Below are 15,144 nucleotides of genomic sequence, written 5' to 3'. Positions count from 1 at the left end.
TAGATGTCTATTTTTCATGGAATGAATACCACTGCCTCAGCTTTAACAGCACAGCGTTTACGAATGGATGTCATTTCTTCAAATATGGCAGGCATGGATGTAACGCGTGCTAAACAAGTAAATGGGAAGTGGGAACCATATCGCCGGAAGACTGTGACATTTACAGCGCAAGAGGGACAGTTTTCAAAGTTCTTTAATGTCGCACTTGGTAAAAACGCAAAAAGTGGCGTTGGCAACGGCGTAAAAGTTACGCAAATAAAAGAAGATAGAGAAACACCTTTCAAACAAGTGTATGATCCAACTCATCCAGATGCAGATGCAAATGGTTATGTAAATATGCCAAATGTAGATCCATTAAAAGAAATGGTAGATTTAATGTCAGCCACTCGTTCCTACGAGGCAAACGTAACTGTATTGAATGCAAATAAATCAATGCTGACAAAGGCATTAGAGCTTGGAAAATAAATAAGTAGAAAGGAAGATACATAATGACAATTTCGTCCGTTTCACAAATGACACCTATGCAGGTTGTAAATGAAACAAAAAAACTTAACACTACACCTTATGAAGCACAACAGAGCTTTGCGAACTCGTTAAAAGAAGCAATATCAAAAGTTAATGATCAACAAATTACTTCTGACAATCTTACTCAAAAGTTAATTAATGGTGGAGATGTAGAATTGCACGACGTGATGATTGCATCACAAAAGGCGGGCATTACATTAAATGCAACAATTGAAGTTCGCAATAAGGTGATTGAAGCTTACCAAGAAATAATGCGAATGAGTGTCTAACTTTATTTGAACTAGTGATACATTCACTATTGCAGTAAAGAATATATCCCATAATTTATATTTTTCAAATGAATGATTGATGTGGAGGATAGACGGCTCCTTAGGGATTACGTTACAGATATTATCCTGGAGCGAAACAGCGGGGAACGAAGGTTAAAAGATCACGTCTTGTGATTAAGCCTTCGTGACCAACATCCTGATGGCACAAGAGGCTCATCGGAAAAAGCCTAGTCGCAACGGAAATCAACCCGTTATGGTAATGATAATGATTGAATGTTATGGGATATCACTGTTTTCGCGAATTATTAGATGGATAGGTTATTCACTATAACCGGAGGATTCATAATGAATGAACGATTGACGAAAATAAAAAACGACACCAGCCAATTTTGGACAAGTCGTAGTAAAAAACAAAAATTTGTAATGCTTGGTTCAGTAGTAGGGATTATAGCACTTGCTACCGCTATTACACTTTTTGCTACAAAAATTACATATGTACCACTTTATAAAGATTTATCGACAAGAGAAATCGGTCAAGTGAAGGAAGCGTTGGATTCCCAAGGTGTAAAATATGAAATTGCACCAGGAGGGACATCGATTTTAGTACCTGAAGATCAAGTAGATTCGTTGTTAGTGCAGTTGGCATCGGAAGGATATCCACAAACAGGATCGATTGATTACTCTTTTGCCAATAGTTCTGGGTTTGGTATGACAGATAATGAGTTTAATTTATTAAAAAAAGCAGCAACTGAAACAGAAATTGCAAAGCTCATTAAAAATCTAGATGGTGTAAAAGATGCAAAGGTAATGATTAATCTTCCAGAAGAGGGCGTTTTCTTAAAGGATGTTAAAGATGAAGCGACAGCATCTATTGTTTTGAATACTGATCCTGGCTATAAATTTACAGAGCAACAAATTGCCACTATGTACAATTTAGTAGCAAAAAGTGTTCCGAATTTAAAGACGGATAACATTGTGATTTCTAACCAATTTTCTGATTACTTTGATCTGCATGCTGCGACTACTGATGGAGCTTCAACAACGACAGCTGAAGGTCAGTTACAAGCGAAGAAATTGATTGAGCGTGACCTACAACGTCAAGTTCAAAATATGCTAGGTACGCTTATGGGACAAGACAAAGTAATAGTTTCTGTGTCAACAGACATTGACTTCAAAAAAGAAAATCGTGAAGAAAAGCTAGTTACACCTGTTGACAAAGAGAACATGGCAGGAATCGCGATTAGTGCACAACATATTACCGAGCAATATACAGGTACAGGAGCCGCAGCCGCTGGTACACCTGAAGCTGAAACGACGACAGATAACTTCACAACATATAACGAAGGTGCAAATGGTAATGGGAATTACGAACGTGCTGAAGACACAGTTAATAATGAAGTAAACCGTATACGCAGAGATATCCAAGAGGCACCATATAAAATTAACGATATGGGGATCCAAGTAATTGTTGAACCACCGACAGGAACAGACGCGGGAACGTTACCAAATGGGGTTCAAGAGGATATCCAGAAAATTTTAAGTACTATTGTTCGTACGACGATTTCTAAAGATGTAACAGCTGAACTTACTCAACAGCAAATCGATGAAAAAGTAGCAGTTTCAGTGCATCCTTTAAATGGTAAAGCAACAGAGGTAGCTAGCGAAAAATCTGTTATTCCATGGTGGGTTTGGGTAGTCGGCGGCATATTACTAGCTGTAATATTATTGCTTGCATTCTTCATTGTCCGTTCACGTAAACGTGCGCAGGAAGAAGAAGAACTTAGTATCCTAGATGAACAAGAAGAACTAATGATTGAAGATATTAATGAAGAAATTGAAACGGAAGCTACAATGCGTCGTAAGCAGCTTGAAAAAATGGCGAAAGATAAGCCAGACGATTTTGCGAAGTTACTGCGTAGTTGGATTGCGGAAGACTAACTAGGAGGTTCGACTGTGTCCAAGAAAGATAAAGAATTAACCGGAAAACAAAAGGCCGCTCTCTTGTTAATTTCATTAGGGCCTGAGGTTTCAGCTTCTGTCTATAAACATTTAACAGAAGAGGAAATTGAACGTTTAACATTAGAAATTTCAAGCGTTAAAAAAGTAGAAGCAAATGTTAAAGAGGAAATTATTGAAGAATTCCACAATATTGCACTTGCGCAAGATTATATTACACAGGGTGGTATTGGTTACGCGAAGACAGTATTGGAGAAAGCACTTGGTGTAGAACAGGCGCAAACAATTATTAATCGACTAACATCTTCTTTACAAGTGCGTCCCTTTGACTTTGCACGTAGAGCTGATCCAGCACAAATTTTTAACTTTATTCAAAATGAACATCCACAAACAATTGCCCTTATTCTATCTTATTTAGAGGCAGGGCAAGCGGGTGTTATTTTATCTTCATTGCCACAGGAAGTACAGGCTGATATTGCTAAACGTATAGCCGTGATGGAATCAACTTCACCAGAAGTTATTAGTGAAATTGAATCTGTTTTAGAGCGTAAATTATCATCAACTGTTACACAGGATTACACGGAAACGGGTGGCGTTGATGCAGTTGTTGAAGTGTTAAATGGTGTAGACCGACAAACGGAAAAAACGATTCTCGATGCACTCGAAATTCAAGATCCAGAGCTTGCAGAAGAAATCAAAAAACGTATGTTTGTATTCGAGGATATTGTTACGCTCGACAACCGCTCAATTCAACGTGTTATTCGTGATTGTGAAAATGAAGACTTACTGCTTTCAATGAAAGTTTCAAGCGAAGAAGTAAAAGATATTATTTTCCGCAATATGTCACAACGTATGGCTGAGACATTTAAGGAAGAAATGGAAATTATGGGACCTGTACGTCTGCGTGATGTAGAGGAAGCACAATCTCGAATTGTTGCAGTTATTCGTCGCTTAGAGGATGCTGGTGAGATTATTATTGCACGTGGTGGAGGAGATGACGTCATTGTCTAGAATCATCCGTTCTGTACATACACAGTCCAATGGCGATCATGTCAAAAAGATTCAAATCCGTGACATGTTTGAGATGCAAGAGCTAGAAAACGGAGAAGTTCCACCTCAAAAACAAATTACTATCGAAGAAGTACTAGAAGAGCGCGAACGTTTACTTACAGAGGCTAGAGCTACTATACAGGCTGAACGTGAGGCTTTTGAACAAGAGAAGAAAATGTTCTTTCAGGAAATTGAACATTTAAAGCAAGGTTGGGAAGAAGAACGACCTAATCGAGTGCAAGAAGCGTATGATGAAGGATTTGGTCAAGGCTATGAGGATGGGACAAACAAAGCGAATGAAGCGATGGCACAATCTCTCCAAACGGCCAATGAAATAATCATTCATGCGAGGGAGAATGCTCGAAAATATATTGAAGATCAGGAATCGATTATTTTAGAGCTAGGCTTAACCGCAGCAGAGCGAATTATTGGTGCATCATTAGAGCGAGACAATGAATTATTTGTTTCAATTGTTCGTAGAGGACTTAAAGAAGCGAGAGAAATGAAAGAAATAAAAATTTACGTTTCTCCTATCTACTATGCACTAATTACTTCCAATCGAGATGAACTAGCTGAAATGTTCCCAACTGACGTACCATTTATGATTTTTGTAAATGAGGATTTAGAAAATGAAACAGATTGCTATATTGAAACAAATCATGGCCGTATTGTTGTAAGTATTGATGAGCAATTAAACGAACTAAGATTGAAACTATATGAAATATTAGAAAGTAAGGAATGATCTAGATGAAAACGGCTCAATTAATCGAACAAATTCCTCAAATACCAACCTTTAAAAAATTTGGTAGAGTAACTAGAGTTGTCGGCTTGATGATTGAGTCGCAAGGTCCAGATAGTTCTATTGGTGACGTTTGTAAAATTCATGTAGAAACTTCCAAAAACGGTCATCAAATCATCTTAGCAGAGGTTGTAGGCTTCAAAGATGAAATTGTTGTCTTAATGCCTTTTACCTCTCTTCGAGAAATATCAATTGGCTGCCTAGTAGAAGGTACAGGGGCACCACTTGAGGTAAAAGTAGGCCCCGAGCTAATCGGTAAAGTACTTGATTCCATGGGAAATCCAATAGATGGAACTGTATTACCGAAAGGATTAATGTCAGTTCCGACAGAGCAGGACCCACCAAATCCGCTAACACGCCCACCTATTAATGAAAGACTTGAAGTAGGTGTTAAAGCAATTGATGGCATGTTAACAGTTGGTAATGGACAACGTGTTGGTATTTTCGCTGGTTCTGGTGTTGGGAAAAGTACATTGCTCGGTATGATTGCGCGAAATACTCAAGCGGATTTAAACGTAATCGCGCTAATTGGAGAGCGTGGTCGTGAGGTTCGTGAATTTATAGAGCGTGATTTAGGACCTGAGGGTTTAAGTCGCTCTATAGTTGTTGCTGCCACTTCTGATCAGCCAGCATTAATGCGAATTAAAGGAGCCTTTACCGCAACAGCAATTGCCGAATATTTTAGAAACCGTGGCTTAAATGTCATGTTGATGATGGACTCTGTGACCCGTGTTGCTATGGCACAGCGTGAAATCGGTCTTGCGACAGGTGAACCACCAGCTCAAAAAGGATACACACCATCCGTATTTGCGATTTTACCTAAACTATTAGAACGCACAGGTACTAATGAGAAAGGCTCTATTACTGCCTTTTATACAGTATTAGTAGATGGTGATGATATGAATGAGCCAATTGCAGATACTGTGCGAGGGATATTAGATGGTCATATAGTCCTTGATCGAAACCTTGCCAATAAAGGTCAATATCCAGCTATTAATGTATTAAAAAGCGTCAGCCGTTTGATGAATCATGTAGCAGAGCCAGAGCACAAAAAGGCTGCAGAACGATTAAGGGAGCTCTATTATACATATGACAAGTCAGAGGATCTAATTAATATCGGTGCCTATAAGAAAGGTACATCAAAAGAAATTGATGAAGCAATTTACTATGAACCTCTCATTACCGCATATTTAAAGCAGGGCTATTTAGATAAAGTGACCCTTGTGGAAAGTATGAATGAGTTAATTTCATTATCGAACGGTGGTGGAAACTAGGATGGTCAGCTATATATATCGTTTTGAAAAAGTGTTAACCATTCGAGAACAAGAAAAAAATGAAACTGAAATTGCCTATAAAGAATCTGTACGTTCTTTTGAAGAAGTAGCAAATAAGCTATATGATTTATTAAAAAAGAAAGAAGATTTATTAGAGTTTCAGCAGGATCGTTTAGCTGTAGGTTCATCAATAGAGGAGGTTCATCACTATGCACGATTTATTGATAGCCTCGAAAAAACAATTGTTGATGTACAGCAGAAAGTTGTTCAAGCTCGTGCAAAAATGAATTGGCACGAAGAAAAATTATTAGAAAAAAACTTGGAAGTACGTAAATTTGAAAAAATGCGAGAAAAAGATTTTAAGGAATTTCAGCAAGAGCAGGATCGTATCGAAGGCATTTTTCTAGATGAGATTTCATCGCTTACGTATAACAAGAGAGAAATCAGGTGATTTCATGGCAAAAAAAGACAATCGACTTAAAACGGAATTAGTAGAACAACCGCCTAAACGTAAATCAGGTGGCATTCGAAAATTTTTTACTTGGTTTGTAATACCTATCATGTTTGTGGCGGCAGTTCTACTTGTTGTTGCAACCCTTATGAATACGAATGTCTTTGATTTAGGGAAAAAGGCAGTTCAAAGCTTACCATTCGTTCCTTCAGAAGAACAACAAGCAAAAGATGCTGTAGTTAATAATGATTCGAAGGTTGTAAATTTACAGGCTGAAGTACAAGAAAAAGATGCAGAAATCGTACAGCTGCAAAAGAAAATGGATACGGCAACAACTGAAAAAGAAAAGTTAAAGACAGAAAATGAACAGCTGAAATTTGAAATTGAAAAATTAAATAGGGAGCAAAGTGACGTAAAGCGTGACTTTACTGATATTTTGAAAACATTTGATAAGATGTCCCCTAAAGCAGCAGCGCCAGTTCTTATTAAAATGAGCGATACTGAAGCACTTCGTGTTTTAACAAACTTAAAACCAGATAAATTAGCAGCGATTCTAGAAAAAATGAATCCACAAGATGCAGCGAAATATACAGAAATGATGGCTAAACAATAAGAAAATCTGAAGGGAGGTGAAACATGATGGATGTAGCAATGATGCAAATGATGTCTAAGGCTATACCAACTAAAACAGCAGCTACAAAACCTACAACATCAGGCGATTCCGATGTTAAAGCAAATGGACCATCGAACAAAGAGAAATTAGCAACGTTTGGGTCTGTTTTTGGACAGGTTATTTCTTCTTCAAATCAAATACAGCAGCCTACACAGTCAACAGATACAAAAGATACCTCTGATGTAGCAGCAGTTTTAAATGCTGAATCTGTAGAAGATGTACTAGACTTACTAGGTATTCCACACGACGATGGCTTGTTAATGCTGCAAATTGGCGACGAAGGCAAAGCTGTTTCTGTAGATGAAATGTTAAATCTTGATAACTTAATGGACGCATTGGGGATTGATACCGAGCAACTTCAAAAGTTAGTACAACAGTTACTAGGAGAAGATAAAGAAGCAAGAGATGTATGGGACCTTTTAGCAATAGTAGACGCGCAGGCACCAATGCTTCAAACACAAGTCGTAGCAGCTTTACAGGGTGAAGGACAAGTGACTCCAAAGGAAGTAGCGCCATTGCTTCAAGTGTTAAAGTTAGCACAATTAGTTGGGCAAAAAACGGACTTAACAACATCACAAGAAAACTTGCTAACTGACATAAAAAGTCTTTTAACAACGATACAAACACAAGTAGAGACGACTCTATCTGAACAGCAAGTAACAACTAAAACAACAGTAACGCTTCCGTTGCAAGGCTTCCAGAAAGTAGTTCAACAAGTTCAGGTGACAAAGCAGACAGACACAAGTCCTAATGAAATGGTGACTTCTAATACAGTCCAAACAAAAGCAGACACGTTCCAAGTGACGCTGCCAGTTGCAAAACCAGCACAGTCTGAAGCATTTTTGAAAGAGATGCAAGCAATCATCAATAGAGCCCAAGTCTCTAATGCACAAGGTATTACACGCTTAACCTTGAAATTGTATCCGGAAAATTTAGGAACAATACGTATTGAGCTTGTACAAAATGATGGTGTCCTCACAGCCCGTCTATTAGCTTCAACAGCTCATGGACGTGAATTACTTGATAGTCAGGCACATCAATTAAAGCAAGCCTTTGTTCAGCAAAATATTCAAGTTGATCGTCTCGATATTGCCCAATCACTGCAAGATACAGATCGCCAACAACGCGACCAAAGCTTCTTCAATAATTTCTTTAAGCAACAACAGGAAGATGAGCAGGAGCAAAAAAGTGACGATGATGAAGAAGGCAAATCATTTAGTGACTATTTAATAAATGAGGAGGTGTAAAGATGGCAGATTCTACGACTAATACAAAACCACTAAATGCAAATGTAACAAATGACTTTTATTTTTCCAACTATAAGAAGCCAACGAAGCAAACGGGTAATAGTGATCTTGGAAAGGATGCTTTCTTAAAATTATTAATTACTCAATTACAACATCAAGATCCGACAAATCCTATGGACGACCGAGAATTCATTTCTCAAATGGCACAATTCTCTTCTTTAGAGCAAATGCAAAATATGACAAAAGCGATGGAATCATTACTTACCTCACAGCAACAGACACAGCTTATGAGTTATACAACATTTGTTGGTAAGGAAGTAAAATGGCATGAGCTAACAGATAAGAAAGATGAAAAAGGCAAACCTGTTATTAATGAAGGAACAGGCACAATTAAATCGGTGAAGTTTGTCGAAGGTAATGCGGTGTTTGTACTAACCGATGGTAAGGAAATAACTCCTGGCAATATTTCAGCTATTTTAGGCAGTTCAAGTGATAAAGGAGTAACAGAATCGCCACTTGTACAAGCAAGCAAACTAATTGGTAAAAATGTTAAGTATAAGGAAGGCGAGCAAGAACTACAAGGACGTATCGTTTCTGTAACAACTAAAGATGGCGTAACTCATTATGTCTTAGACAATGATAAAAAATTAACAGATAAAGATTTTACCGTAATAAGCGAATAAAGGTGGAGAAAAATGATGGATAAGTTTTCAATACAGCGTGTACCATTGCATCCATCTATTCGCCAGACACAACCTACTCCAATAAAGTCACAGCAATCGTTTAAAGCTCATTTACAGGAGGCTACCAATCAACAAGAATTAAAAGTGAGCAAGCACGCGAATGAGCGAATTATCGAGCGTAAGATAGCGATTTCTGAACAAGAATGGCAGGCTGTATCAGACAAGGTATTTGAAGCGCACTCAAAAGGTGTCAAACAGCCATTAGTCTTGATGGATCAAGCAGCTTTAATTGTCAGTGCTAAAAATGCAACTGTCATTACAGCGATGGACCGCACGGAAGCAAAGCAGCAAATATTTACAAATATTGATGGCACAATCGTGCTGTAAGGGCTGGACCTTTGAAAGGAAGCCTATGTGTGCTGATTGATAGATGCACACAATATAAAATGAAGGGAGAACGACATTATGTTACGTTCTATGTATTCAGGTATTTCAGGTCTTAAAAACTTCCAAACAAAACTGGACGTTATTGGTAATAATATTTCTAACGTTAATACAGTTGGTTTTAAAAAAGGGCGTGTTAATTTTAAAGATTTAATGTCTCAAACTCAAGGAAGTGCTTCTGGATCTACTCCAACGCGTGGAGGTGTAAATCCACAACAAATAGGTCTAGGCTCACAATTAGCTACTATTGATACTATTCACGGTGGCGGATCCTTACAGCAAACAGGACGTGGATTAGATTTAGGTATTGAAGGTGAAGGCTTCTTTATGGTTGCCGATGCGAATGGCGCTCCAGACGAAACTAACGGTGGTTTTATTGGTGTTGAAGGTTTCAATAACACGTTATTCACACGTAATGGTATTTTTTACATGGATAACAATGGTTATTTAGTAAATGGTGATGGGAAATATTTAGTTGGTATAACTGCTGGCAAAGATATTGTTATCGAGAAGGATGATACAGGTATCTTAGCAGCAGATGGAAAAAAAGCTTCTGGTGATAAAGGTGCCAACTTATTTGATGCTGATGGGAAATTAACACCTGCTGAGGGTGATGTAGGACCAATTCGTATCCCGTCAACAGGTAAAGAAGTAAACATTGCAGCTGATGGTACGATTACTTATCAAGATTTAAATGGTAATCTACAGTGGGCTGGGCAATTGATAATGGCTAAATTCCCGAATGCTGGTGGTCTTGCTAAAGTAGGGGGCAATTACTATCAACAAACAACTAACTCAGGCGTAGCGTATGCACAAGTAGGTACTGTAGCAGGTATGGGTACTGTTGCTGCTGGGAAGGTAGAAATGTCTAACGTAGACCTATCTGAAGAATTTACTGAAATGATTGTTGCACAACGTGGTTTCCAAGCAAATACACGTATTATCACAACTTCTGATGAAATTCTTCAAGAGCTTGTGAATTTAAAACGATAGATTTTAATTAGTAGATTTTAGTGTGAGATATAAACTTAATATGTAGGTAAAGAAAATACCGGTTAAGATTAAAAAGTGCTCAAAACTAAAAACATAATTTCATATGAGGGAGGGTCGGGCCGGCTCTCGTGCTAGACCCGGCCCTATTTCAATGATTGAACTAACACGTTTAAATGGCAAAGCATTTACATTGAATGCTTTATACATAGAAACGGTCGAATCTTTTCCAGATACGACCATTACATTAACGACTGGAACCAAAATCATTGTTTTACAAAGTGAAGATGAGGTGCGACAAAAGGTAACAGCCTTTTATAAAAATATACAAATACTATCAAACCCGCATCTACGAGGTGAAGAAGATGAAGAATAACAAAATGTTAACGATGATTATCATCGTACTAGTAGCAATCATACTTATCGGGGGTATTTGCTTTGTATTATTTACCCAATTTAATAAGTCGGCAAAGTCTCTTGAACCAACCATTGATGAAATCGTTCAAGCTTCTGTTGAAATTCCAGAAATTACAACAAATTTAGCTGATAACAAAATTGTACGCTTTTCGTTGAAAATTCAAACATCAAGTAAAGATGCTGCTGCTGAATTAACGAAGCGTGATTTCCAAGTGAAAAATATTGTTATTCAAGAGCTTTCCGAAATGCAACAAAAAGATTTAGAAGGTAAGCAAGGTAAACAAGTTTTCCAAAAATCATTAAAAACAAAAATTAATGAATTGATGCAAGAGGGAGAAGTTCAGGAAGTTTATTTTACCTCCTTCATCACCCAATAAAACAGAAACTGCTTGAAATGGAGGTGGGCAAATGGCAGGAGATGTGTTATCTCAATCCGAGATAGATGCGCTGCTTTCCGCAATATCAACTGGGGAAATGTCAGCGGACGACATAAAAAAAGAGGACGAGGGGCGTAAGGTTAAAGTGTATGACTTTAAACGAGCACTACGTTTCTCAAAAGATCAAATCCGAAGTTTGACCCGAATACATGAAAATTTTGCACGATTACTGACAACCTTCTTTTCTGCACAGCTGAGAAGCTATGTGCAGATTACGGTTGCATCGGTGGACCAAATACCATTTGAAGAGTTTGTACGTTCGATTCCGAATATGACACTCATTAATGTGTTTGAAGTGCCGCCATTAGATGGTAATATATTGATGGAAATAAACCCGAACATTGCCTACTCGATGTTAGATCGTTTAATGGGCGGTAGTGGGGCGAGTCATAGTAATGTGGATAACTTAACAGAAATTGAAACTAAAATTATGACAAACCTTTTTGAACGTTCATTCGACAATTTACGCGAGGCGTGGGAAAATGTTGCGGAAATTGATCCGATTTTAGTAGAGCTTGAGGTCAACCCTCAATTTTTACAAATGATTTCACCAAATGAAACGGTTGTCGTTATTTCCTTAAACACGATCATCGGTGAGACAAGCGGTATGATTAATATTTGTATTCCGCATGTTGTATTGGAGCCAATCGTTCCAAATCTTTCTGTTCGCTACTGGATGCAGACAAATACAAAAGAGATGTCTCCAGAGCAAACGAAAATGCTTGAAACACGTGTGAAACAAGCAAAACTACCTGTTTCTGTTGAACTAGGTATTACAGACATTACCATTGAGGATTTCCTCACAATGCAAATTGGGGATGTCATTCAATTAGAACAAAAAATTGAGGATCCACTACTATTAAAAGTTGGAACATTACCGAAATTTACAGTTCAACCAGGAAAGCAAGGCAAAAAATTAGCAATCCAGATTATCGACCCTTTGAAAGGAGGAGACGAAGATGAGTGATGAAATGCTCTCCCAAGAAGAAATTGAAGCGTTATTAAGGGGCGAGACGTTGGAAGATAAAAACAGCGACACTGAAGCTTCAACAAATGAGGATATTAATGATTTAAAGGTAGAGGATTACCTCGATTCGTTTGCCCAAGATGCGTTAGGTGAAGTAGGAAATATATCTTTTGGTAGCTCTGCCACAGCCCTTTCAGCGTTATTAGGCCAAAAAGTAGATATTACTACTCCAAGTATTTCAATGATTAACCGTAATAAATTAGAAGAGGAATTTCCTCATCCTTATGTAGCCGTACAGGTTGAATATACAATCGGGTTAACAGGTATGAATTTACTTGTTATTAAGCAATCCGATGCAGCGATTATTGCTGATTTAATGTTAGGTGGAGATGGCTTAAATCCGAAACCAGACTTAGGTGAAATTCAGCTAAGTGCCGTTCAAGAAGCTATGAATCAGATGATGGGTTCTGCAGCCACTTCAATGTCAACAGTATTTAATAAAAAAGTGGATATTTCTCCACCTACTATTGATTTAATGAATATTTCTAAAAATGAAGGACGAGAAAATATTCCTGAAGATGATTTACTCGTAAAAGTATCCTTCAGATTGAGAATTGGTAATTTAATTGATTCGAATCTAATGCAATTATTACCGCTGAAATTTAGCCAAAACATTGTAAAATCTCTATTAGGAGAAACGGAATCAATCGAGGAACCTGTGGCTGCAACAATAGCACCTGAAGCGCCAGTAGCACAGATGCCTGTACAACCACAAGCGTCTATGCAAGCACCTGTAACACCACCGCCTGCGCAGCCAGTATATCAACAGCAGGCAGCGCCTGTGCAGCAACCAATGTATCAAGAGCAACAACAGATTCCACAAGCAACAAGACCTATTCAATCGGTCAATGTTCAACAAGCGCAGTTTGCTAGTTTTGATCCAAATGTTATCTCGCAATCTGAAGCTAGAAATTTAAATATGCTACTTGATATTCCATTGCAAGTTACTGTAGAGTTAGGACGTACAAAGCGTTCTGTAAAAGAGATATTAGAACTATCTAGTGGTTCGATTATTGAATTAGATAAATTAGCTGGTGAACCAGTTGATATTTTAGTTAATAGTCGTTTAATCGCTAAAGGTGAAGTCGTTGTTATTGATGAAAACTTCGGTGTCCGTATTACAGATGTTTTAAGTCAAGCAGAGCGTTTAAATAATTTAAGATAGTTTCAATTGGAGGAGTTAACCATGTCTAAAAGAATTTTGATTGTAGACGATGCTGCATTTATGCGCATGATGATCAAGGATATTTTATCGAAAAATGGATTTGAAGTTGTTGGAGAGGCAGCTGATGGTGTACAAGCTGTTGAAAAGTACAACGAATTAAAGCCAGATTTAGTAACAATGGATATTACGATGCCAGAAATGGACGGTATTGCTGCTCTTAAAGCAATCAAGGGTTCACATCCAAATGCAACTGTTATTATGTGTTCAGCAATGGGACAACAAGCAATGGTAATCGATGCAATTCAAGCTGGTGCGAAAGACTTTATTGTTAAACCTTTCCAAGCTGATCGTGTAATTGAAGCGATTCAAAAAGCTCTAGGATGATCGAATGAAAATGTTAAAATCATTTCGTCAAACGATGATTTTCGCATTTCTTGTATCCTTCCTGTTTTTGTACCCTACAACTACTACTGTGTATGCAGACTCTAACGCGAATAGCGTAAACGACTGCATCACTAAAGGAGATTGTAAAGAAGATAATACTCCAGCTGCTAAGCAAGCTTCAGATGTACAAGCAGCTGGAGACATATCTGCATGGGAATACATAAAAATGGTTTTGGCGCTTATTTTTGTTGTAGCTTTATTTTATGGGTTAATGAAGTTTTTAAATAAAAGAAATTTAAACTTTCAACGTAATCAATTAGTACAAAATTTAGGCGGTTTATCGTTAGGTGCTCAAAAGTCAGTACAACTATTACAAGTAGGTAAAACACTCTATTTAGTGGGGGTCGGTGAGGATGTCCAACTATTACGTGAAATTACTGATCCTGATGAAGTTGCAGCACTTTTAGCACTTTATAATGAACGACAAGAACTTGCAACAACATCACCGTATATTGCAGAAGTATTTTCTAAGTTTAAGAGAAAAAATAATGAGAGTTCACCAGCGCAGAAAAAACAAGGCTCTTTTGGTGATCTATTTGAAAAAAAGATTTCCGAAATTAAACAGGAGCGCAGTGAAGAACTGGAGAAATGGAAGCAAAAGGAGAATGATGATAAATGAATGATGTAATCAATGTTTTTTCCAACAGCGATCCGACGAATGTCTCTAGCGCTGTGAAGCTTCTCTTGTTGTTAACAGTTCTATCACTGGCACCGAGTATTTTAATTTTGATGACATCGTTTACACGCATTGTTATAGTGCTTTCGTTTGTTCGTACTGCGTTGGCGACACAGCAAATGCCACCAAACCAGGTCATTGTAGGTCTTGCCTTATTTTTAACTTTCTTTATCATGGCCCCGACATTTCAAGAGGTCAATAAAGAGGCATTGCAACCATTATTTTCTGAGAAAATCGGAATTGAAGAAGCGTACGATCGTGCTAGTGTGCCGTTTAAAGAGTTTATGAGTAAGCATACAAGGCAAAAAGATCTTGATTTATTTTTAAAGTATAATAAGGCAGAAAAGCCAGCATCTGTAGAAGCAATTCCACTGACAATGCTAGTACCTGCTTTCGCATTGAGTGAGCTTAAAACAGCGTTTCAAATTGGCTTTATGATTTTTATTCCATTCCTAGTAATCGACATGATTGTCGCCAGTACGCTAATGTCGATGGGGATGATGATGTTACCACCGGTTATGATTTCATTGCCGTTTAAGATTTTATTATTTGTACTCGTTGATGGTTGGTATCTAGTGATGAAATCATTACTACAAAGTTTTTAGGGGATGATACAG

Annotated in this window: 19 protein-coding genes; all 19 read left to right on the top strand. The window is 37.8% G+C overall.

Annotation, left to right across the window (positions count from 1 at the left end; translation table 11 throughout):
- Positions 1-3: 3 nt before the first annotated feature.
- Positions 4-465, top strand: a complete 462-nt coding sequence (flgC, locus tag AMS59_RS08455; protein ID WP_053483304.1) for a flagellar basal body rod protein FlgC — start codon at positions 4-6, stop codon at positions 463-465.
- Between the two features lie 23 nt (positions 466-488).
- Positions 489-794: a flagellar hook-basal body complex protein FliE gene (gene fliE / locus AMS59_RS08450; protein WP_053483303.1), complete on the top strand. Its 306-nt coding sequence runs from the start codon at positions 489-491 to the stop codon at positions 792-794.
- A 345-nt stretch (positions 795-1,139) separates the two neighbouring features.
- The gene (fliF, locus tag AMS59_RS08445; RefSeq protein WP_053483302.1) at positions 1,140-2,732 is read left to right on the top strand and encodes a flagellar basal-body MS-ring/collar protein FliF; all 1,593 of its coding nucleotides are present in this window, start codon (positions 1,140-1,142) and stop codon (positions 2,730-2,732) included.
- Between the two features lie 15 nt (positions 2,733-2,747).
- Positions 2,748-3,761 carry a flagellar motor switch protein FliG gene (gene fliG, locus AMS59_RS08440; RefSeq protein WP_053483301.1) on the top strand — a complete coding sequence of 338 codons (1,014 nt, stop codon included), beginning with the start codon at positions 2,748-2,750 and terminating at the stop codon, positions 3,759-3,761.
- Positions 3,754-4,542 carry a flagellar assembly protein FliH gene (fliH, locus tag AMS59_RS08435; protein ID WP_053483300.1) on the top strand — a complete coding sequence of 263 codons (789 nt, stop codon included), beginning with the start codon at positions 3,754-3,756 and terminating at the stop codon, positions 4,540-4,542. The genes fliG and fliH overlap by 8 nt, the downstream gene beginning before the upstream one ends.
- Before the next feature lie 5 nt (positions 4,543-4,547).
- Positions 4,548-5,873 carry a flagellar protein export ATPase FliI gene (gene fliI, locus AMS59_RS08430; protein WP_053483299.1) on the top strand — a complete coding sequence of 442 codons (1,326 nt, stop codon included), beginning with the start codon at positions 4,548-4,550 and terminating at the stop codon, positions 5,871-5,873.
- A 1-nt stretch (position 5,874) separates the two neighbouring features.
- Positions 5,875-6,324, top strand: a complete 450-nt coding sequence (fliJ, locus tag AMS59_RS08425; protein WP_053483298.1) for a flagellar export protein FliJ — start codon at positions 5,875-5,877, stop codon at positions 6,322-6,324.
- Positions 6,325-6,328: 4 nt separating this feature from the next.
- Entirely contained in the window at positions 6,329-6,937 is a 609-nt protein-coding gene (locus AMS59_RS08420) for a MotE family protein (RefSeq protein ID WP_053483297.1), read from the top strand.
- 23 nt (positions 6,938-6,960) lie between these two features.
- Positions 6,961-8,244, top strand: coding sequence for a flagellar hook-length control protein FliK (locus AMS59_RS08415; protein ID WP_234007714.1), 1,284 nt, complete (start codon positions 6,961-6,963; stop codon positions 8,242-8,244).
- A 2-nt stretch (positions 8,245-8,246) separates the two neighbouring features.
- Positions 8,247-8,927: a flagellar hook assembly protein FlgD gene (gene flgD, locus AMS59_RS08410; protein ID WP_053483296.1), complete on the top strand. Its 681-nt coding sequence runs from the start codon at positions 8,247-8,249 to the stop codon at positions 8,925-8,927.
- Positions 8,928-8,942: 15 nt separating this feature from the next.
- Positions 8,943-9,314, top strand: a complete 372-nt coding sequence (locus AMS59_RS08405) for a TIGR02530 family flagellar biosynthesis protein (protein WP_053483632.1) — start codon at positions 8,943-8,945, stop codon at positions 9,312-9,314.
- Between the two features lie 78 nt (positions 9,315-9,392).
- Complete coding sequence (gene flgG / locus AMS59_RS08400) at positions 9,393-10,364, top strand: flagellar basal body rod protein FlgG (RefSeq protein WP_053483295.1); 972 nt, start codon at positions 9,393-9,395, stop codon at positions 10,362-10,364.
- A 151-nt stretch (positions 10,365-10,515) separates the two neighbouring features.
- Positions 10,516-10,737, top strand: a complete 222-nt coding sequence (locus tag AMS59_RS08395; protein ID WP_049668748.1) for a flagellar FlbD family protein — start codon at positions 10,516-10,518, stop codon at positions 10,735-10,737.
- The gene (gene fliL / locus AMS59_RS08390) at positions 10,727-11,155 is read left to right on the top strand and encodes a flagellar basal body-associated protein FliL (RefSeq protein WP_053483294.1); all 429 of its coding nucleotides are present in this window, start codon (positions 10,727-10,729) and stop codon (positions 11,153-11,155) included. The genes AMS59_RS08395 and fliL overlap by 11 nt, the downstream gene beginning before the upstream one ends.
- 31 nt (positions 11,156-11,186) lie before the next feature.
- Positions 11,187-12,182 (top strand): flagellar motor switch protein FliM, encoded by a 996-nt coding sequence (fliM, locus tag AMS59_RS08385; RefSeq protein ID WP_053483293.1) that lies wholly within the window; start codon positions 11,187-11,189, stop codon positions 12,180-12,182.
- Positions 12,175-13,407: a flagellar motor switch phosphatase FliY gene (fliY, locus tag AMS59_RS08380; protein ID WP_053483292.1), complete on the top strand. Its 1,233-nt coding sequence runs from the start codon at positions 12,175-12,177 to the stop codon at positions 13,405-13,407. Before fliM ends, fliY begins: the two co-directional genes overlap by 8 nt.
- Positions 13,408-13,428: 21 nt before the next feature.
- A complete protein-coding gene (locus AMS59_RS08375) occupies positions 13,429-13,791 on the top strand; it encodes a response regulator (RefSeq protein ID WP_053483291.1) in 363 nt (120 codons plus the stop codon).
- A 4-nt stretch (positions 13,792-13,795) separates the two neighbouring features.
- Positions 13,796-14,470 carry a flagellar biosynthetic protein FliO gene (locus AMS59_RS08370; RefSeq protein ID WP_053483290.1) on the top strand — a complete coding sequence of 225 codons (675 nt, stop codon included), beginning with the start codon at positions 13,796-13,798 and terminating at the stop codon, positions 14,468-14,470.
- Positions 14,467-15,132, top strand: a complete 666-nt coding sequence (gene fliP, locus AMS59_RS08365; RefSeq protein ID WP_053483289.1) for a flagellar type III secretion system pore protein FliP — start codon at positions 14,467-14,469, stop codon at positions 15,130-15,132. Before AMS59_RS08370 ends, fliP begins: the two co-directional genes overlap by 4 nt.
- Positions 15,133-15,144 lie beyond the last annotated feature (12 nt).

Origin of the sequence: Lysinibacillus sp. FJAT-14745, from assembly GCF_001275675.1 — a bacterium.
GTDB lineage: Bacteria > Bacillota > Bacilli > Bacillales_A > Planococcaceae > Lysinibacillus.
Note: the sequence above shows the minus strand (reverse complement) of the source record. Positions and strands in the feature narration are given on the sequence as shown.